Annotated in this window: 17 protein-coding genes and 1 pseudogene; 14 read left to right on the forward strand and 4 right to left on the reverse strand. The window is 68.8% G+C overall.

The window, feature by feature from the left end:
• Positions 1-267 precede the first annotated feature (267 nt).
• From QFZ74_RS20610 to QFZ74_RS20630, 5 genes are all read left to right on the forward strand, one after another.
• A complete protein-coding gene (locus QFZ74_RS20610; protein ID WP_307622274.1) occupies positions 268-1,287 on the forward strand; it encodes an ABC transporter permease in 1,020 nt (339 codons plus the stop codon).
• Between the two features lie 102 nt (positions 1,288-1,389).
• The gene (locus QFZ74_RS20615; RefSeq protein WP_307622275.1) at positions 1,390-3,198 is read left to right on the forward strand and encodes an ABC transporter substrate-binding protein; all 1,809 of its coding nucleotides are present in this window, start codon (positions 1,390-1,392) and stop codon (positions 3,196-3,198) included.
• Positions 3,199-3,296: 98 nt separating this feature from the next.
• Positions 3,297-4,274 carry an ABC transporter permease gene (locus QFZ74_RS20620; protein ID WP_307622276.1) on the forward strand — a complete coding sequence of 326 codons (978 nt, stop codon included), beginning with the start codon at positions 3,297-3,299 and terminating at the stop codon, positions 4,272-4,274.
• Positions 4,275-4,289: 15 nt separating this feature from the next.
• The gene (locus QFZ74_RS20625) at positions 4,290-5,351 is read left to right on the forward strand and encodes an ABC transporter ATP-binding protein (RefSeq protein WP_307622277.1); all 1,062 of its coding nucleotides are present in this window, start codon (positions 4,290-4,292) and stop codon (positions 5,349-5,351) included.
• 13 nt (positions 5,352-5,364) lie between these two features.
• A complete protein-coding gene (locus QFZ74_RS20630; RefSeq protein ID WP_307622278.1) occupies positions 5,365-6,504 on the forward strand; it encodes an ABC transporter ATP-binding protein in 1,140 nt (379 codons plus the stop codon).
• 144 nt (positions 6,505-6,648) lie between these two features.
• On the opposite strand, the gene QFZ74_RS20635 is transcribed toward QFZ74_RS20630, so the two are convergent.
• A complete protein-coding gene (locus QFZ74_RS20635; protein WP_373462420.1) occupies positions 6,649-7,038 on the reverse strand; it encodes a transposase in 390 nt (129 codons plus the stop codon).
• 144 nt (positions 7,039-7,182) lie between these two features.
• On the opposite strand from QFZ74_RS20635, the gene QFZ74_RS20640 reads away from it, so the two are divergent.
• The 5 genes and pseudogenes from QFZ74_RS20640 to QFZ74_RS20660 all read left to right on the forward strand — a co-directional run bounded on the left by QFZ74_RS20640 (position 7,183) and on the right by QFZ74_RS20660 (position 12,788).
• Positions 7,183-8,829 (forward strand): ABC transporter substrate-binding protein, encoded by a 1,647-nt coding sequence (locus QFZ74_RS20640; RefSeq protein ID WP_307622279.1) that lies wholly within the window; start codon positions 7,183-7,185, stop codon positions 8,827-8,829.
• 4 nt (positions 8,830-8,833) lie between these two features.
• Positions 8,834-9,757 carry an ABC transporter permease gene (locus QFZ74_RS20645; protein WP_307622280.1) on the forward strand — a complete coding sequence of 308 codons (924 nt, stop codon included), beginning with the start codon at positions 8,834-8,836 and terminating at the stop codon, positions 9,755-9,757.
• Positions 9,750-10,757, forward strand: a complete 1,008-nt coding sequence (locus QFZ74_RS20650; protein ID WP_307622281.1) for an ABC transporter permease — start codon at positions 9,750-9,752, stop codon at positions 10,755-10,757. The genes QFZ74_RS20645 and QFZ74_RS20650 overlap by 8 nt, the downstream gene beginning before the upstream one ends.
• A gap of 6 nt (positions 10,758-10,763) precedes the next feature.
• On the forward strand, positions 10,764-11,747 hold the full coding sequence (locus QFZ74_RS20655; RefSeq protein ID WP_307622282.1) for an ABC transporter ATP-binding protein: 984 nt from the start codon (positions 10,764-10,766) through the stop codon (positions 11,745-11,747).
• A pseudogene (locus tag QFZ74_RS20660) lies at positions 11,731-12,788 on the forward strand (ABC transporter ATP-binding protein). The gene QFZ74_RS20655 and the pseudogene QFZ74_RS20660 overlap by 17 nt, the downstream one beginning before the upstream one ends.
• Before the next feature lie 49 nt (positions 12,789-12,837).
• On the opposite strand, the gene QFZ74_RS20665 reads toward QFZ74_RS20660, so the two are convergent.
• Positions 12,838-14,955 (reverse strand): S9 family peptidase, encoded by a 2,118-nt coding sequence (locus QFZ74_RS20665; protein ID WP_307622283.1) that lies wholly within the window; start codon positions 14,953-14,955, stop codon positions 12,838-12,840.
• A 190-nt stretch (positions 14,956-15,145) separates the two neighbouring features.
• Between QFZ74_RS20665 and QFZ74_RS20670 the strand changes: the two genes are divergently transcribed.
• Positions 15,146-15,340 (forward strand): hypothetical protein, encoded by a 195-nt coding sequence (locus tag QFZ74_RS20670; protein ID WP_307622284.1) that lies wholly within the window; start codon positions 15,146-15,148, stop codon positions 15,338-15,340.
• Here the strand turns inward: QFZ74_RS20670 and QFZ74_RS20675 are convergent.
• Both QFZ74_RS20675 and QFZ74_RS20680 read right to left on the reverse strand, forming a co-directional pair.
• Positions 15,330-15,524 (reverse strand): DUF397 domain-containing protein, encoded by a 195-nt coding sequence (locus QFZ74_RS20675; protein WP_307622285.1) that lies wholly within the window; start codon positions 15,522-15,524, stop codon positions 15,330-15,332. The two genes, QFZ74_RS20670 and QFZ74_RS20675, sit on opposite strands and share 11 nt — an antisense overlap.
• Positions 15,521-16,384 (reverse strand): helix-turn-helix transcriptional regulator, encoded by an 864-nt coding sequence (locus QFZ74_RS20680; RefSeq protein ID WP_307622286.1) that lies wholly within the window; start codon positions 16,382-16,384, stop codon positions 15,521-15,523. The genes QFZ74_RS20675 and QFZ74_RS20680 overlap by 4 nt, the downstream gene beginning before the upstream one ends.
• A 93-nt stretch (positions 16,385-16,477) precedes the next feature.
• Between QFZ74_RS20680 and QFZ74_RS20685 the strand changes: the two genes are divergently transcribed.
• The 3 genes from QFZ74_RS20685 (at position 16,478) to QFZ74_RS20695 (ending at position 19,020) form a co-directional block, all read left to right on the forward strand.
• On the forward strand, positions 16,478-17,017 hold the full coding sequence (locus tag QFZ74_RS20685) for an ATP-binding protein (RefSeq protein WP_307622287.1): 540 nt from the start codon (positions 16,478-16,480) through the stop codon (positions 17,015-17,017).
• 145 nt (positions 17,018-17,162) lie between these two features.
• The gene (locus QFZ74_RS20690) at positions 17,163-18,047 is read left to right on the forward strand and encodes a helix-turn-helix domain-containing protein (protein WP_307622288.1); all 885 of its coding nucleotides are present in this window, start codon (positions 17,163-17,165) and stop codon (positions 18,045-18,047) included.
• Between the two features lie 25 nt (positions 18,048-18,072).
• The gene (locus QFZ74_RS20695) at positions 18,073-19,020 is read left to right on the forward strand and encodes a hypothetical protein (RefSeq protein WP_307622289.1); all 948 of its coding nucleotides are present in this window, start codon (positions 18,073-18,075) and stop codon (positions 19,018-19,020) included.
• Positions 19,021-19,049 lie beyond the last annotated feature (29 nt).

A 19,049-nucleotide genomic window follows, 5' to 3' on the forward strand; every position in this document is an offset into this window, starting at 1 on the left:
ATATCGGTGATCTGGTGATCAAGTTTCGGGCAGGTAAACACAATTGGTGCCGTATATGTCCGACATGACGGACCGTCACCTCGGCTGTCAAGCGCGCCCAGGTGTCAATCGCTGCAATTTTTGCTCAAAATATTGCCGTTAGGGATATCCCTATGTCTTCCTCCCTTGACGCGCGTTGAACGCGTTGGCGAAAGTTCCCCCAAACCGCAGAACCTGCCGGTATCTGCCCTGCGCTGAACTCTCGAACCCCCCGGGGGAAGAAAACACATGACCAGTCCAGTCGCCTTGGACCCCGAGCTCGAGTCGGAGCCCGAGCCCGTCAAGGCAGCAGTGAAGCTCGAGGGCCGTTCCCCCGGTCAGTTGATGTGGCAGCGCTTCAAGCGAGACCGTAACGGTGTCATCTGCGCGTGGGTAGTGATTTCCTACTTCGTGATCGCGCTCGCCGCGCCGCTTCTGGTGAAGCTGAGCGGCACCGACCCGTACACGCTGTACGGCCAGGACCCGACCTACATGGACAAGCCGGTGCTGGACGACTTCGGGCTTCCGCTCGGCTGGTTCGGCGGAGTCTCCGGGGCCCACTGGTTCGGTGTGGAGCCGCAGTACGGCCGTGACGTGTTCGCCATGCTGGTGTTCGGCATGCGCACCTCGCTGTTCATGGCTCTCGGCGTCACCACGCTGCTCATGGTCACGGGCATCGTCATCGGCCTGATCGGCGGCTACTTCGGCGGCCGCACCGACTACTGGATCGGCCGGGTCACCGACTTCTTCCTCGCGTTTCCGCAGCAGCTGTTCTTCATCGCCTTCATGCCGGTGGTGACCGCGTTCTTCGTCGATCCGCGGGAGGAGACCCCCACGTACTTCCGCGCGCTCGCCATGCTGATCGTGCTGTGGCTGCTGGGCTGGATGGGCATGGCCCGTCTGGTGCGCTCCACCGTGCTGTCGCTGCGCGAGCGGGAGTTCGTCGAAGCCGCCAAGGTCTCCGGCGCCTCGCCGTGGCGGATCGTCCGCAAGGAGATCCTGCCCAACGTGGTGTCGCCGATCCTGGTGCAGTTCACGTACCAGCTTCCCAGCACCATCCTCACCATCGCCTTCCTCTCCTTCGCCGGCGTCGGCTTCGTCGAACCGACTCCGGACTGGGGTCGACTGTTCGCGGCCGGTTCCGCTTATGCGCAGCAGGACCCCGCGTTCATCTTCTTCCCCGGCGTGGCGCTGGTGATCTTCGTTCTGGCCTTCAACCTCCTCGGAGACTCGGTCCGGGACGCCTTCGACCCCAAGTCCGGGCGGTAGATCGTCCGTTGGTGGGGGGTGACTGCCGCCCCCGCGTCGGCCTGCCAGCCGCGTCAGGCAGTACTCACGGATAACAACCGACAGGTAGGTGCATTCGCCAACATGAAGTCGTTCACCACGCGCAGAGCTCACGCCATCGTCGTCGCGATAGCGGCCGGCTCCCTCGTGCTCACGGGCTGCTCCCAGAACACGGGCGGCAACTCCGGCACCGACTCCAAGAAGGACCAGAAGGAAGCCTCGGCCCAGTCGAAGCCGGTCGCCTACCTCGACGCCGCCGCCTCCACCGGCCCGGCCAAGGAGATCCCCGGTGCCAAGAGCGGCGGCACCGTCCAGGTCTACCAGGAGGCGGGCCTGTCCCACCTCGACCCGGGCCAGATCTACGTCTCGGACGCCGGTCAGGTCGCCAACCTGCTCTTCCGTCGCCTGACCCAGTTCCAGGAGGACGACAAGGGCAACGTCTCGATCGTCGGCGACCTCGCCACCGACTCGGGCAAGTCCTCCGACGGCGGCAAGACCTGGACCTTCACCCTGAAGGACGGCGTCAAGGACGCGAAGGGCAACGCCATCACGTCCAAGGACGTGCGTCACACGGTCGAGCGCCAGTTCGCGAAGTTCATCTTCGACGGCCCGCCCTACCTGCAGACGTGGCTCGCCGGTGAGAAGTACGCCTCGAACTACCGCAAGCTCCTGCCCGGCGGCGGCTTCGACGGCAAGCACCTGCCCGCCTCCGTCCTGGACACCCCGGACGACAAGACGGTCGTCTTCCACTTCGACCAGCCGCGCCCCGACCTGCCGCAGACGCTGGCCATGGCCGGCTACGCGGTCGTCCCCGAGAAGGCGGACACCAAGGAGCGCTACGACAAGGCCCCGCTCGCCACGGGCCCGTACAAGGTCGCTTCGTACAAGCTCGGCAAGTCCCTCGTTCTCACCAAGAACACCAACTGGGACCCGAAGACCGACTCGGTGCGCCACCAGTACGTGGACGGCTTCAACTTCGACTTCGGCGTGACCGAGTCGACCCAGACCAAGCGTCTGATCGCCGACCAGGGTGACGACAAGAACGCCATCCAGCTGACGGGTGCCGTCGAGGCCACCCAGATCCAGGACGTCATCAGCAACCCCGTGGTCAACAAGCGCACCACGAAGGGCTACCAGCCCTACGTCATGCAGCTCTCCTTCAACCTCGACCGGGTGAAGGACAAGAAGGTCCGCGAGGCCATCGCCTACGCCGTCAACTCCAAGTCGCTCATCGCCGGTGAGGGCGGTGCCTACGGCGGCGACGTGGCCCCGAACTACTTCGCCCCGACGCTGCCCGACTACGAGGCCAAGTACGACCCGTACGGCCGTCTGAAGACGCCGCAGGGCAACATCGCGAAGGCCAAGGAGATCCTGAAGAGCGTCCCGGCCTCCGAGAAGAAGGTCGTCTTCGCCTACGGCAACAACGAGGCGGGCCAGAAGCGCAAGGTCGCCATCGAGGACGCCCTCACCAAGGTCGGCCTCCAGGTCGTCTCCAAGGAGGTCGACAGCGCGAGCTACTACGAGCAGATCGGCAAGCTCGACAACCCGTACGACATGTACATCACGGGCTGGGGTCAGGACTGGCCGTCCGCCGGCACCGTGATCACGCCCGTCTACGACCCGGCCCAGGTCTCCGACGGTTCGCCGAACTACTCGCACGTCAAGGACCCGAAGGTCGGCGAGCTCATCAAGAAGGCCATGACCCAGCAGCCGGCCGAGGCCGCCAAGACCTGGAAGGAAGCCCAGCACTACCTGCTGGAGCAGGTCATCCCGGGCGCCCCGCTCTGGTACACCAAGGTGTTCCAGCTCTCCGGTTCGAACATCGGTGGCGCTCGCTACGGCTCGGTGTCCAGCCTCATCGACATCAACCACCTGTACCTGAAGAAGTCGTAACTCTCTACGGCTGATCGCGGGGGCGTGCACCAGGCGGAGCACGCCCCCGCACCTCCGTGACACTTCCCATCATCTCCGCAGAGAGCAGCCTTCCCGCCATGTTTCAGTTCATCATCCGGCGCTCAGTCGGTGCCGCACTCACCCTGTTCCTCCTCGGTGCCGCCACGTTCTTCCTGTTCGTCGCCGCCCCCTCCGACTACGCCTCCCTGGCCTGCGGCAAGGACTGCTCTCCTCAGAGACTGGAGGACATCCGCTCGGCACTGGGCCTGGACCTCCCGCTGTACCAGCAGTTCTGGGACTTCATGTCCGGCATCGTGCTGGGACGTGACTTCCCGACCGGTCACTGCGCGGCCCCGTGCCTGGGCATGTCGTTCTACTCGGGCGACCCGGTCTGGGACACGATCATGGACCGCTTCCCGACGACGCTGACGCTCACCGTCGGCGGCGCGGTCGTGTTCCTCCTCGTCGGCGTCGGCGCGGGCATGATCGCCGCGTACAAGAGGGGGTCACTGACCGACAGGATCGCCACCGGCGCCTCGATGGTCCTCAGTTCGTTCCAGATCTACTTCCTCGGCCCGATCGTCCTGATCATCTTCGTGTACAGCACGGGCTGGATGGAGAACCCCCGGTACGTCCCGATCACCCAGGACCCGTTCGGCTGGTTCATGGGCATGCTGCTGCCGACGCTCGTGATGGCCACCATCTTCACCGCGCAGTACACGCGTATGGCGCGCGCGTCGATGATCGAGCAGCTCGCCGAGGACCACGTCCGCACCGCCCGCGCCAAGGGCATGGGCCGCAAGTACGTGTTCTTCCGTTACGCCTGGCGCGGCGCGATGATCCCCATCGTCACCGTTCTCGGTATCGACGTCAGCAGCATGCTCGGCGGTGCCGTCGTCACCGAGATCACCTTCTCCCTCCAGGGGATCGGCCGCCTCGCGGTGCAGGGTGCGCAGACGAAGGACCTCCCGCTGACCATGGGCGTCATGATGTTCGGCGCCTTCTTCATCCTGCTGACGAACATCCTCACCGACATCGCGTACGCGTACATCGACCCGCGCGTCCGGCTCTCCTAGGAAGAACGAACCACCGTGACCACACTGACCAAGACCGAGGACGCACCGGCCCCTTCGGGCTCGGAGAGCTTCCTGTCGGTGCGCGATCTGAAGGTGCAGTTCTCCACCGAGGACGGCATCGTCAAGGCCGTCGACGGCCTGTCCTTCGACGTCGAGCGCGGCAAGACCCTGGGCATCGTCGGCGAGTCCGGATCGGGCAAGTCCGTCACCAACCTGACGATCCTGGGCCTCCACAACCCCCGCACCACCACCATCGACGGCGAGATCGTCCTCGACGGCAAGGAACTCGTCACCGCCAACGAGAAGGAGCTGGAACGGCTCCGCGGCAACAAGATGGCGATGATCTTCCAGGACCCGCTGACCGCGCTGTCGCCGTTCTACTCGGTGGGCCGCCAGCTGTCCGAGCCGTACATGAAGCACACCGGCGCCTCGAAGAAGGAGGCGAAGGACCGGGCGGTGCAGATGCTGGAGAAGGTCGGCATCCCGCAGCCCAAGACGCGCTTCGACGACTACCCGCACCAGTTCTCCGGCGGTATGCGCCAGCGCGCGATGATCGCCATGGCGCTGATGTGCGACCCCGACCTGCTGATCGCCGACGAGCCGACCACCGCGCTGGACGTCACCGTGCAGGCCCAGATCCTGGACCTGCTCAAGGACCTCCAGCAGGAGTTCGGCTCCGCGATCATCTTCATCACGCACGACCTCGGCGTCATCTCCAACATGGCCGACGACCTGCTCGTGATGTACGCCGGCCGGGCAGTTGAGCGCGGCAGTGTCCGCGAGGTCATGCGCGAGCCGAGCCACCCCTACACCTGGGGTCTGCTCAGCTCCATGCCGCGCCTGGACAGCGACGTCGACGAGGAGCTCGTGCCGATCCCCGGCTCGCCGCCCTCGCTGCTCAACCTGCCCTCGGGCTGCCCGTTCCACCCGCGGTGCGCCTTCAAGGACGAGGTGCCCGGCACGCTGTGCACCGACAAGCGCCCGCCGCTCGCCGAGGGCCGGGCCGCCGCGTGTCACCTGACGGCCGAGCAGAAGCAGGCCATCTTCATCGACAAGATCCAGCCCCGGCTGCGCTAGGGAGAACCGAGACATGAGCGACAACGTCACCCTCCCCGCACCGCAGGACACCGCCGGAGCCTCCGCGCGCGAGGCACTGCTGGAGGTGCAGGGTCTGACCAAGCACTTCCCGATCTACGGCGGCTTCCCGATCAAGCGCAAGGTCGGCGCCGTGCAGGCCGTCGACGGCGTGGACCTGACGGTCGGCGTCGGCGAGGCCGTGGGCCTGGTCGGTGAGTCGGGCTGCGGCAAGTCGACCACCGGCCGCCTGATCACCCGGCTGCTGGAGCCCACCGCCGGAACGATCACGTACGCCGGCAACGACATCACGCGTGCCTCGCGCAGGCAGCTCGCGCCCGTGCGGTCCGAGATCCAGATGATCTTCCAGGACCCGTACTCCTCGCTGAACCCGCGGCAGACCGTCGGCACGATCATCAAGTCGCCGATGGAGGTCAACGGGATCGAGCCGCAGGGCGGCCGGGAGAAGCGGGTGCGGGAGCTGCTGGAGCTCGTGGGCCTCAACCCCGAGCACTACAACCGCTTCCCGCACGAGTTCTCCGGCGGCCAGCGCCAGCGCATCGGCGTCGCCCGCGCGCTGGCCCTGAACCCGAAGCTGATCGTCGCCGACGAGCCGGTCTCCGCGCTCGACGTGTCGATCCAGGCGCAGGTGGTCAACCTGCTCAAGCAGGTCCAGGACGAGCTGGGCATCGCGTTCCTGTTCATCGCCCACGACCTGGCCGTCGTACGGCACTTCTCGCAGCGCGTCGCGGTCATGTACCTCGGCAAGGTCGTCGAGGTCGGCGACCGTGACTCGATCTACAACCGGCCGCGGCACCCCTACACGCACGCCCTTCTGTCGGCCGTGCCCGAGGTCGAGGTCGGCGACGACACCGAGCCGCGCGAGCGCATCCGGCTCTACGGTGACGTGCCCTCGCCGATCGCCCCGCCGTCCGGCTGCCGGTTCCGCACCCGGTGCTGGAAGGCGCAGGACAAGTGCGCGACCGACGAGCCGCCGCTGGTCCAGCTCTCCGGCAACCGCGCGGGCCACCTGACGGCCTGCCACTTCCCGGAGGACCCGACCACGGAGGCGCGTGACGAGGACGTCGTCATGGACCCGGCGCTGAAGGCCCTGGAGGCCGCCGCCGAGTCCGGCGACGAGAGCACCGAGGACTGACACCGGTCCAGGGGATCGTGCCCGACGGCCGGGCGCGGAGGCGGCTTTCTGCCTCCGCGCCCGGCCGTTTCCGTTGTGCGGCGCGGTGAACGGGGCCGCTCCGCGTGCCTGCATCCGGATGACCCGGGCCGGCGCAGCGCTGTTTCATTTGGCCGGCGAGGTGGCCCCGGGGGCCGCGGCGCCGTTCGCGGCCCGGGCGCCGACGCAGGCGATCGCGCGGCGGGACCAGTCCTCCGCGGCGCCGGGGGAGTCGAGCTCGGCGAGGACCGCGCGCTGGAGCCTCGCCCACACCCGGTCCCCGCTCCACTCGGCGAAACGCCGGTAGACCGTCGGCCAGCTCGGGCCGAACACCGGCGGGAGCTGCCGCCAGGTGCAGCCGGACGTGGCCACGAAGACGATCGCGGCCAGCGTCTCGCGATCGCCCGCCCGGCGCCGGCCCCCGCCCTGCGGTCGCCGCACCTCGACCGGTGGCACCACCTGCCGGAAGAGCACCCACAACTCGTCCGGCACCAGCCGCGTGACCAGGTCCGTCATGCTTCGCCCAACGACCGTCGGCACCAAAGGAAACGGCGGCCCGGTTCTCCCTCCGCGGGTGGCGCTTACATGGAATATGTGCCGATTAGCCCAATATTTACCGGTAAGGGTTCGAGGGATCGGCCAGCACGGAGGAGGCGCGCCATGCGTGGAGCCAGGAGGCACGCCCGGCGGCGGGCGGCGCGCGCCGGAGGGGCCGCCGTCACGGTGCTGGTGGCGCTCGCGGCGACCGCCTGCGGAACCGGCACTACCGCAGGCGGCGAGCGCGCCGTGCTCACCTCCTCCTGGGGTGACCCCCAGAACCCGCTGGAGCCGGCCAACACCAACGAGGTGCAGGGCGGCAAGGTCCTCGACATGATCTTCCGGGGGCTGAAGAAGTACGACCCGCGGACCGGCGAGGCCAAGGACATGCTCGCCGAGAGGATCGAGACCTCGGACTCGCGGAACTTCACCATCACCGTCAAGGACGGCTGGCGGTTCAGCAACGGCGAGAAGGTGACCGCTCGGTCCTTCGTGGACGCCTGGAACTACGGCGCGAGTCTGCGGAACAACCAGAAGAACGCGTACTTCTTCGGCTACATCGAGGGCTATGAGAAGGTCCACCCCGAGAGCGGCGCGCAGAGCGCCGACACGCTCTCCGGGCTGAAGGTGACCGGCCCGCGCACCTTCACCGTCCGGCTCGGCCAGAAGTTCTCCGGCTTCCCCGACACCCTCGGCTACGCCGCCTTCGCCCCGCTGCCGCGCGCCTTCTTCACCGATCACGCGGCCTGGGTGAAGAAGCCGGTCGGCAACGGGCCGTACAGGATCGAGTCGTACCTCAAGGGCTCGCAGATGAACCTGAAGAAGTGGAACCGCTACCCCGGCCCCGACAAGGCGCAGAACGGCGGGGTGACGCTCATGGTCTACACCGACGGCAACACTGCCTACACCGACCTGATGGCCGGCAACCTCGACCTCGTCGACGACGTCCCCGCCGCCCAGTTGAAGAACGTGAGGACCGACCTGGGCGACCGGTACATCAACACCCCGGCCGGCATCATCCAGACGCTGGAGTTCCCGTTCTACGACAAGAAGTGGAACAAGCCCGGCTCGGAGAAGGTCCGTACCGGCCTGTCCATGGCGATCAACCGCAGGCAGATCACCGACACGATCTTCCGGCAGACCCGCACCCCCGCCACCGACTGGACCTCGCCCGTCCTCGGCCCCGACGGCGGCTACAAGAAGGGGCTGTGCGGGAAGGCCTGCGACTACGATCCCGCCGCGGCCAAGAGGCTCGTCCGCGAGGGCGGCGGCATCCCCGGCGGCCAGGTCAGGATCAGCTACAACGCGGACACCGGCTCGCACCGCGAGTGGATCGACGCCGTGTGCAACTCCGTCAACAACGCGCTCGGCAGCGACAGGGCCTGCGTCGGCAACCCGGTCGGCACCTTCGCCGACTTCCGCAACCAGATCGGGCGGCACGCGATGCCGGGGCCGTTCCGGGCCGGCTGGCAGATGGACTACCCGCTCATCCAGAACTTCCTCCAGCCGATGTACTACACCAACGCCTCCTCCAATGACGGCAAGTGGTCCAGCAAGGACTTCGACCGGCTCGTCGACCAGGCCAACGCCCAGTCGGACCCCGCGAAGGCGGTGCGGCTCTTCCAGCAGGCCGAGGAGGTCGTACGGGACGACATGGCCGCCATCCCGCTCTGGTACCAGAACGGCAGCGCCGGCTACTCGCAGCGGCTGTCCCACGTGGCGCTGAACCCCTTCAGCGTCCCCGTCTACAACGAGATCAAGGTCGGCTGATCCCATGGGTCGCTACGTCCTGCGGCGGCTGCTGCAGATGATCCCGGTCTTCGTCGGGGCCACGCTGCTGATCTTCCTGATGGTCAACGTGATGGGCGACCCCGTGGCCGGCCTGTGCGGCGAGCGGGCCTGCGACCCGGCCACCGCCGCGCAGCTGAAGAAGGAGTTCGGCCTCGACCAGCCGGTGTGGCAGCAGTACGCCACCTACATGGGCAACGTCTTCACCGGCGACTTCGGTACGGCGTTCAACGGGCAGCCGGTCACCGAGCTGATGGCGGCCTCGTTCCCCGTCACCGTCCGGCTCACCATCGTGGCGATCGTCTTCGAGGTCGCCGTCGGCATCACCCTCGGCGTGGTCACCGGACTGCGGCGCGGGCGGCCCGTCGACACGGCGGTGCTGCTGCTCACCCTCGTCGTCATCTCCGTGCCGGTCTTCGTCACCGGCCTCGTGCTCCAGCTGCTGCTCGGCGTCGAGTGGCACTGGATCCAGCCGTCGGTGTCACCGGCGGCCCCCTTCGACGAGCTGATCGTGCCGGGCCTGGTCCTCGCCTCGGTCTCCCTCGCCTACGTCACCCGGCTCACCCGCACCTCCATCGCCGAGAACAAGCGGGCCGACTACGTCCGTACGGCCATCGCCAAGGGACTGCCCCGCCGCCGGGTCGTCACCCGGCATCTGCTGCGCAACTCCCTCATCCCCGTGGTCACCTTCATCGGCACCGACGTCGGCGCGCTGATGGGCGGCGCCATCGTCACCGAGCGGATCTTCAACATCCACGGCGTCGGCTTCCAGCTCTACCAGGGCATCCTGCGGCAGAACACCCAGACCGTCGTCGGCTTCGTGACGGTCCTCGTCCTCGTCTTCCTGGTCGCCAACCTGCTCGTCGACCTGCTGTACGCCGTACTCGACCCGAGGATCCGCTATGCCTGAGCAGTCCTACGAATCCGAGGGCGCCATCGCCGGCACCGGCATGGGCGGCGGGATGGACCTGGCGGCGAGCGAGGCCGAGACGCTGGAGCGGGGCCCGGCCCCGCCGCAGGGCCCCGGCGCCGGACCGCCGTACCCGCCGGCCGCCGCCGAGGGGCGCCCGCGCAGCCTGTGGTCCGACGCCTGGCGGGACCTGCGCCGCAACCCCGTCTTCGTGGTCTGCGCGCTCATCATCTGCTTCCTCGTCCTCATCTCGGTCTGGCCCTCGCTGATCGCCTCCGGCAACCCCCTGAAGTGCGACCTCGCCAAGGCCCAGGAGGGCTCCCAGCCGGGCCACCCCTTCGGCTTCGACGGCCAGGGCTGCGACGTCTACACGCGGACCGTGTACGGCGCCCGTACGTCCGTCACGGTCGGCGTCCTCGCCACGCTGGGGGTCGCGGTCCTCGGGTCCGTCCTCGGCGGGCTCGCCGGGTACTTCGGCGGGCTGTGGGACGGGATCCTGTCCCGGATCACCGACGTCTTCTTCGCCATCCCCGTCGTCCTCGGCGGGCTCGTCCTGCTGTCCGTGGTGACCAGCAACACCGTCTGGCCCGTCATCGGGTTCATGGTGCTGCTCGGCTGGCCGCAGCTGTGCCGCATCGCACGCGGCGCGGTCATCACCGCCAAGCAGAACGACTACGTCCAGGCCGCCCGCGCCCTCGGCGCCTCCCACACCCGCATCCTGCTGCGGCACATCGCGCCCAACGCCGTCGCGCCGGTCATCGTCGTGGCCACCATCGCGCTCGGCACCTACATCTCGCTGGAGGCGACCCTGTCGTACCTCGGCGTGGGCCTGAAGCCGCCGAGCATCTCCTGGGGCATCGACATCTCCGCCGCCTCCCCCTACATCCGCAACGCCCCGCACGCCCTGCTGTGGCCCTCCGGCGCACTGGCGATCACCGTCCTGGCGTTCATCATGCTCGGCGACGCGGTGCGCGACGCCCTCGACCCGAGGCTGAGGTGAGCCGCCGTGCTGCTCGAAGTGCGCGATCTGCACGTGGAGTTCGGAACTCGGGACGGCACCGCCAGAGCCGTCAACGGGGTCACCTTCGGCGTGGACGCGGGGCAGACGCTGGCCGTGCTCGGCGAGTCCGGGTCGGGCAAGTCGGTGACCGCGCAGGCCGTGATGGGCATCCTCGACACCCCGCCCGCGAGGATCACCGGCGGCGAGATCCTCTTCCAGGGCAGGGACCTGCTGAAGCTGAAGGAGGACGAGCGCAGGCGGATCCGCGGGGCCGAGATGGCCATGATCTTCCAGGACGCGCTGTCCGCCCTCAACCCCGTGCTCACCGTGGGCGACCAGCTCGGCGAGATGTTCGTCGTGCACCGCGGGATGTCGCGCAAGGACGCGCGGGCCAGGGCCGTCGAGCTGATGGACCGGGTCCGGATCCCGGGCGCCGCACAGCGCGTCCGCGACTTCCCGCACCAGTTCTCCGGCGGCATGCGCCAGCGCATCATGATCGCCATGGCGCTGGCGCTGGAGCCCGCGCTCATCATCGCCGACGAGCCCACCACCGCCCTCGACGTCACCGTGCAGGCCCAAGTCATGGAGCTGCTGGCCGAGTTGCAGCGCGAGTACCGCATGGGGCTCATCCTGATCACCCACGACCTGGGCGTCGTCGCCGACGTGGCGGACCGCATCGCCGTGATGTACGCCGGACGGATCGTCGAGTCGGCCCCCGTCCACGACATCTACAAGGCGCCCGCGCACCCGTACACGCGCGGCCTGCTGGAATCCATCCCGCGCCTGGACCAGAAGGGCCAGGAGCTGTCCGCCATCAAGGGCCTGCCGCCCAGCCTCACCCACATCCCGCCCGGCTGCGCCTTCCACCCCCGCTGCCCGATGGCCCGCGACGTGTGCCGCACCGACGAGCCCCCGCTGTACGCGGTCGACGAAGAGCGCGCCAGCGCCTGCCACTTCTGGAGGGAGTGCCTCAATGGCCTCGACCACTGAGCCGATCCTGGAGGTCAGCGGGCTGGTCAAGCACTACCCGCTCACACGTGGCGTGCTGTTCAGGAAGCAGATCGGCGCCGTGAAGGCCGTCGACGGCGTCGACTTCAGCCTCGGGCGAGGTGAAACCCTCGGCGTCGTGGGCGAGTCCGGCTGCGGCAAGTCGACGCTGGCCCGGCTGCTGTGCCACCTGGAGCGGCCGACGGCCGGGACGATCCGGTTCAAGGGCGAGGACGTCACCCGCCTGTCCGGCCGGGCGCTCAGGGCCGTACGCCGCAACATCCAGATGGTCTTCCAGGACCCGTACACCTCCCTCAACCCCCGCATGACGGTGGGTGACATCGTCGGGGAGCCGTACGAGATCCACCCCGAGGCGGCCCCGAAGGGCGAGCGGCGCCGCAAGGTGCAGGAGCTGCTGGAGGTCGTCGGCCTCAACCCCGAGCACATCAGCCGCTATCCGCACCAGTTCTCCGGCGGCCAGCGCCAACGCATCGGCATCGCCCGGGGGTTGGCGCTGCGGCCCGAGGTGATCGTCGCCGACGAACCGGTGTCGGCGCTGGACGTGTCGGTACAGGCCCAGGTGATCAACCTGCTGGACCGGCTGCAGAGCGAGTTCGATCTGAGTTACGTCTTCATCGCGCACGACCTGTCGATCGTGCGGCACATCTCCGACCGGGTCGCGGTGTGTACCTCGGGCGGATCGTGGAGACCGGCACGGACGCCGAGATCTACGACCATCCGACCCACCCCTACACCCAGGCGCTGCTCTCCGCGGTGCCCGTGCCCGACCCGGAGGCCCGCGAGCACCGCGAGCGGATCATCCTGAGCGGTGACGTCCCCTCGCCGACGAACATCCCGTCGGGCTGCCGCTTCCGCACCCGCTGCTGGAAGGCCCGGGAGCGGTGCGCGCAGGAGGTGCCGGCGCTGGCGGTGCCCGCGGCGTTCCGGGACCGGTCCGGGCCCGCGGCTCACGACTCGGCGTGCCTGTTCGCGGAGGAGAAGCGGGTCGTCCCGGCGGAGCCGCAGGGCAACGGGCCGGGGTGAGACGCGTGACCCCGGCCCGCTCGTGCGCTGTTGCGTCTGCCCTCTTACGTCACAGCCCCAGGGACCGCTTGAGGAAGTCCAGTTGGAGCAGCAGCAGGTTCTCCGCGACGGCCTCCTGCGGGGTCATGTGGGTCACGCCGGACAGCGGCAGCACCTCGTGCGCGCGGCCGTCGGCCAGCAGGGCCGAGGACAGGCGCAGGGAGTGGGCCACCACCACGTTGTCGTCCGCCAGCCCGTGGATGACCATCATCGGGCGGTGCGGCTCGGCCGCGTCGACCAGCCCCGCGTCGTCGATCAGCGAGTTGCGGCGGTAGACGTCCGGCTGCTCGGCCGGGTCGCCGAGGTAGCGCTCCTGGTAGTGGGTGTCGTACAGCCGCAGGTCGGTCACCGGCGCGCCGACCACGGCCGCGTGGAAGACGTCCGGGCGGCGCAGAGCCGCGAGCGCGGAGAGGTAGCCGCCGAAGGACCAGCCCCGGATGGCGACCCGGCTCAGGTCCAGCGGGAACTCCTCGGCGAGGGCGTGCAGGGCGTCGACCTGGTCCTGGAGGACGACGTCCGCCAGGTCGTCCCGGATCGACTTCTCCCACGCCGGCGAGCGGCCCGGCGTGCCCCGGCCGTCGGCGACGATCACGGCGAAGCCCTGGTCGGCGAACCACTGCGAGGTCAGATACGGGTTGTGCGCGGCTACCACACGCTGACCGTGCGGGCCACCGTAAGGGTCCAGAAGGACCGGAAGGGGAGTGTCGGAGTCGTAGTCCCGAGGCATAAGCACGGCGCATGGAATTCGGCGTGCGCCCCCCTCGGTGAGGGTCACGCGGGGGGACAAACCGGGGACTTCGGCGTACGACGGGACAGTGAACGCCGGTTTTCCGTCACGCAGGATCTGCACCCGCGCGCCGGGGCGGTCGAGCGTGGCGGACACCAGCACGGTGACGCCGCCCGAGCGCACGGCCGTGTGCACGCCCGGCTCCTGCGACACGCGCTCCACGCCCAGTTCGTTCACCCGGTACACGTGCACCTCGCCGGTCTCCGGCGCCGCCGCCTCCTCGCCCGCCGAGGCCGACACCAGGACGTCGTCGGCGGACACGTCCAGCACCGAGCGGATGTGCAACTGGGCGCCGGTCAGCGGGCGGTCGCCCACCGCGAGCACGCGCGCACCGCCTTCGTCCGCGATCCGTACCAACTGCCCGGAAGGAGTCCAGGCAGGCACCCCGGCGAAAAGTTCCAGCCATGTTGGATCTTCGTCGGCATGCACCATCCGGGTCGCCCCCGTGTCCGGGTCCACGGCCAGGATCACCTCGCCGCGCTGGTCCCGCGACTGCACCAGGAGCAGCGGCGCACCCGCCTGTGACCAGTGCACTCGCGCCAGATACGGGTAACGCTCCCGGTCCCAGGCGACCTCCGTGCGCGTCCCGTCGAGGCCCATGACGAAGAGCCGTACGTCCGCGTTGGGGGTGCCGGCCGCCGGGTAGGCGACGTGCTGTGGGTCACGCTCCGGGTGAGCCGGGTCGGAGATCCACCAGCGCTGCACCGGCGTGTCGTCCGCGCGCGCGACCAGCAGCCGGTCCGACTCCGGAGCCCACCAGAAGCCGCGCGTACGGTTCATCTCCTCCGCTGCGATGAACTCGGCCGAGCCGTAGGTCACTTCGGCCGATTCCGGCTCCGCCAGCGCCCGGTCGCCCTCGCCCTCGGCGCCGATCACCCTCAGCGCACCGCCCGCGACGTACGCGACATGGCGGCCGTCGGGGGAGGGGCGCGGGTCGATCACCGGCCCGGAAACGGGGAGTTCACGGGCCGTGCCGGCCTGGAGCTCCGCCGTGAACAGCCGCCCTGACAAGGCGAAGGACGCCAACTCCACGGCCGCGTCGGTCGCGTAGCCGACGATGCCGGCGCCGCCCTCGCGGCTGCGCTCGCGCCGCGCGCGCTCCTCGGGCGACAGGTCCTCCTCGGCGCCGCCCAGCAGCACACCCGGGTCGGCCGCCACGCGCTCGGAGCCGTCCGTCATGTCGAGGATCCACAGGGAGTTGGCCCGGTCCGTACCGGACGAGGAGCGCAGGAACGCGACACGCGAACCATCGGGCGCCACGGTGAACGAACGCGGCGCGCCGAGCGTGAACCGCTGGGTACGGGCGTGCCGTCGGGGGAATGACTCAGCTTCGGTCGTCATGCCCTGACCATATTGGCCATGCGCCCCCTTGTGCGGCTGTGCGCCGATCGATGCGCGAGACCGGATAGTTATGATCGCTGTCGGTACGTGGGTATGACCCTGCTGGCTCACGTACCGGTGTGCTTAACCGATCTACAACCCCCATAGTCCGAACCCCCCGTGTCCCCGGGATCTTTGGAGGTGAACCGCCGTGGCACTCTCGATTTCGGCGGTGGTGCTGCTGGCGATCATCGTCTTCCTGCTGATCAAGAAGTCGGGACTGAAGGGCGGCCACGCGTTCGTCTGCGTCCTGCTCGGCTTCTATCTCGCCTCGTCGACGGTTGCTCCCACGATCAGCGAACTCACGACGAATGTCGCCAGCATGATCGGAAGCATCAAGTTCTGACGTACGACACGAACTCGGCCCAGGCCTCCGGCGTCAGCGCGAGTTGGGGGCCGGCGGTTTGCTTGGAGTCGCGGACGTGGATGGTGGCGGGGGTTTCGGTTTCGGCGACTTCGACGCAGGAGTCGCCCTCGCTGCTGCTGCTGTAGCTGCTCTTGAACCACGACAGGTCCGTCTTGCGGGTCATGTGTCCCCCAGCAACTGTTCGATAAAGGCGATCGACTCACGTGGTGTGAAGGCCTGAGCCCGGATGATGCCATACCGCAGTTCAAGGATACGGAGCTGCTTGGGTTCCGAGACCGGTCGACCGTTGGACACGGCGGGTGAGCGCCCGACGGCGGAGCCGTCTTCGAACTTCAGTACCTCGATACCGCCGGCCAAACCGGCGTGCTCCTCGCGGTCCATCGGCATCACCTGCAACTCGACATTCCTCAACTGAGCGGCTTCCCGCAAGCGTTCGAGCTGGCGGCGCAGGACCTGTCTGCCGCCGAGCGGACGTCGCAGCGTCCATTCCTCCAGGACGAAGCTCACCTCGGGCGCGGGGTCCCGCTCGAAGAGCGACTTGCGTGCCACGCGGGCGGCGATGAACCGCTCCACCTCGTCCTCCGTGTAGGCGGGGCGCCGCATCAGGAGCAGTCCGCGCGCGTACTCCGGTGTCTGAAGCAGCCCATGGATGTTCAGCGGGTCGTACAGCTGAAGCTCGACCGCCTTCGCTTCCGCCTGCGCCAGATCCCGAACCTTCTTCGGATACCGGACCTTGGCCACGTCCTCCTTCATCGCCGCGAGCAGCCCACCCGCCCCCAACACCTCGTCCGCCTTGTCCAGATACTCGGGCCGGGGGATCCGCTTGCCGCCCTCGATCTTGTAGACCATGTCCTCGCCGTACCCGACCGCCACCCCGAAGTCGGGTGCCCGCATTCCCACCGCCTCGCGCCGCAGCTTGAGTTGGCGGCCCACCGTGGCGATGACGGCGATGCCCCAGTCGTCGTCCGGGTCCACTTCCCAGCCCGGCTCGTCCGCCTCGCTCCTGAGTTGCTCCAACGTCATCCCGCACCCCTCCCCGACAGCCCGGACACGGCTGGACAAGCTCCGGACAGTGACCGTACGTAGCGGCATCATCACTGTTCAGAGTAGGTGGACATGGCCACTCTGAGTGACGTGATCCACGAAACCGCCGTCCGGAACTTCACCCTGCGCCTGTCGTCCACGCCGCGTGGGGCCCGCCTGGCCCGTCTGCTGGCGGTTGAGCAACTGCGCGCGTGGGGCCTGCCGTTGGACCCGGCACGCCAACTCGTCGCCGAACTCGCCGCCAACGCGGTCACGCACGGCCGTGTCCCCGGCCGTGACTTCCAGCTCACCCTGTACGCGGTCGCGGACACCCTGCGCATCGAGGTGACCGACACCCGCGGGGACCGCTCGCCCTGCCTTGAGGGGCCCGCCGGCGACGCCGAGTCGGGCCGGGGGCTCGTCGTCGTCGAAGCGCTGGCCGACCGGTGGGGCGTAGCCCTGGAGCGGCATCCGCGCAAGACGGTCTGGGCGGAACTGAATACGGGGGCACCGGCATCCACGTTCCTGAACTCCGGTGCGACGGGCGGCCTTTCCCACGGAACACGAGAGAGAAAGAACCCGTACCAAGCCCCTCCCCTCCCGCCCGCGGCGTGTCCTCACTCGGGGGAGTGAACATCGCCAACTCGACTGGATTTGTGTCCGGTTGCCTGCCTTACGCTCAGGCGCAACAACACAACCGCAAACATGCGACGGCCCCCGCAGGGACTGGCATCCCAGTGCGAGGGCCTGACCACCGAGGAAGGCATGAACTTCCCAGATGGATACCCAGAACCCTAGCGCGCCCGCGCGCGCCAAGTCCCGTATTACCGCCGACAAACACCCGAACCGGCGGCCTTCGCGCTCTGGTCCCGGCGGCGGCCTCACGCACGACAACTCCCGCCACACCGCCCGCTTCACGGTGATCGGCAACCATCTCGCCCAGCACCCGGAACTGTCGGGCCTCGCGATCGGGCTGGGCGTCCACATCCAGTCGCTGCCCGCAGGAGCCCGCGTCGACATCAAGACCCTCGCCGCCCGCTTCCCCGAGGGGACGACCCGTATCGCGGCCGCGCTGCGGGAGCTGGAGACCCACGGTTATCTGCGTCGCGTCCGCGAACGTGTGCCCGGTGGCCGCATCGTCACCCGCACGATCTCGTGCAACCAGCCCGGACGGCACCGCGAGGACGACGAGGCCGACTGCCCGGCCCGCGCCCAACCGGTGCAGGCCCCGAGGAAGCGCGTCCCCCGCAAGCCGCTGCCCGCGGTCCCGCAGCCCGCGTACCCCGCTCCCGCCCTCCTCCAGAAGGCCGCGGATCTCCTCGCCGACCTGCGCCGTCACGATCCCCGCCTCCTCCTCTCGGCCTGCGATGCCGCGCACCTCGCGCCGGGCGTGGCCGCCTGGCTGGAGCGCGACGTCAGCGCCACCGCCGTACGACAGGCACTGACCGCCGACCTGCCGCCCGAGGGACCGCGCCGCCCCGCCGCCCTCCTGGCCCACCGCCTCCGCGCCCAGTTGCCACCCCCGCCACCGTTCCGCGCGCCGGCGACGTCACCGGCCGTACGGCAACCGCTCCAGACATGCGACGGCTGCGATCGCGCCTTCCGGGCTCCGGTGCCAGGCCGGTGCCGCGACTGCCGAGCCCGGTCGCTCGGGCCCACTTGACACTCGTCCACGAGTAACGAATCGCATGGTCAACTCGTCCCACGAGGCGATGCACCGCATCTTCCAGGAGTACCCGGGCCTGTTCACCGGCGTCTCCAAGGTTCTCGGTGTCCCGTTCGTCCCGACCACGTCCGTGACCGTTCTGTCGACCGACCTCACCGAAACCCAGCCCATCGAACGCCGTGTCGACACACTGCTGCGCTTCGACGGCGAGGAGCCGATGCTGCTGGCCGTCGAAGCGCAGAACGCGAAGGACTCGAACAAACCAGCCAGTTGGGCTTACTACCTGTCCTTCTTCTACGCGAAGTACAAGACGGCGCCCCTGCTGCTGGTCGTCTGCCAGGACAAGGCCACGGCCGAGTGGGCCGCTCAGCCCGTACCCATCGGCCCTCGAGGGTGGGCCTCCCTCGTCGTGCACCCGCTTGTCGCAGGTCCGCACAACATGCCCGTGATCACTGACCCCGACGAAGCTCGGGCCGACCTGGCGCTGACCACGTTGTCCGCCATCACTCACGCGAAGAATCCGGACGTGGGTGGGATACTGAAGGCCCTGTCCACCGCTCTGCAGGGCGTACCCGACGCCGTAGCCGAACTCATCATCGAATTCACCGCACAGGGCCTGGGCGGCAGCCGCCGGGCCGCAGAAATCTGGAGGAACCTGGTGGCCGTGGACCTTTCCTTCTACAAGTCGTACCTCGTTGAGGAGATCCGGGACGAGGCACGCAAGCAGGGCCTCGAGCAGGGCCTCGAACAGGGCCTCGGGCAAGGTCTCGATCAAGGTCGAGCCGAGGGCCAGGTCCAGGCGGCTTCCCATGACGTGCTGCTGGTCCTCGATGCGCGTGGGGTTCAGGTGCCCGCCGATGTCCTTGACCGGATCACCGACTGCACCGACCCCGACGTCCTGCGCCGCTGGCTCGTCCGCGCCGCCACAGCGTCGTCCGCCGGAGAGATCTTCAGGGACGACGACGCCTGAGTCGTTTACGGGTTGCCACTGCACAGGCA

The sequence above is a fragment of the Streptomyces sp. V3I7 genome, assembly GCF_030817495.1.
Taxonomy (GTDB): Bacteria; Actinomycetota; Actinomycetes; order Streptomycetales; family Streptomycetaceae; genus Streptomyces.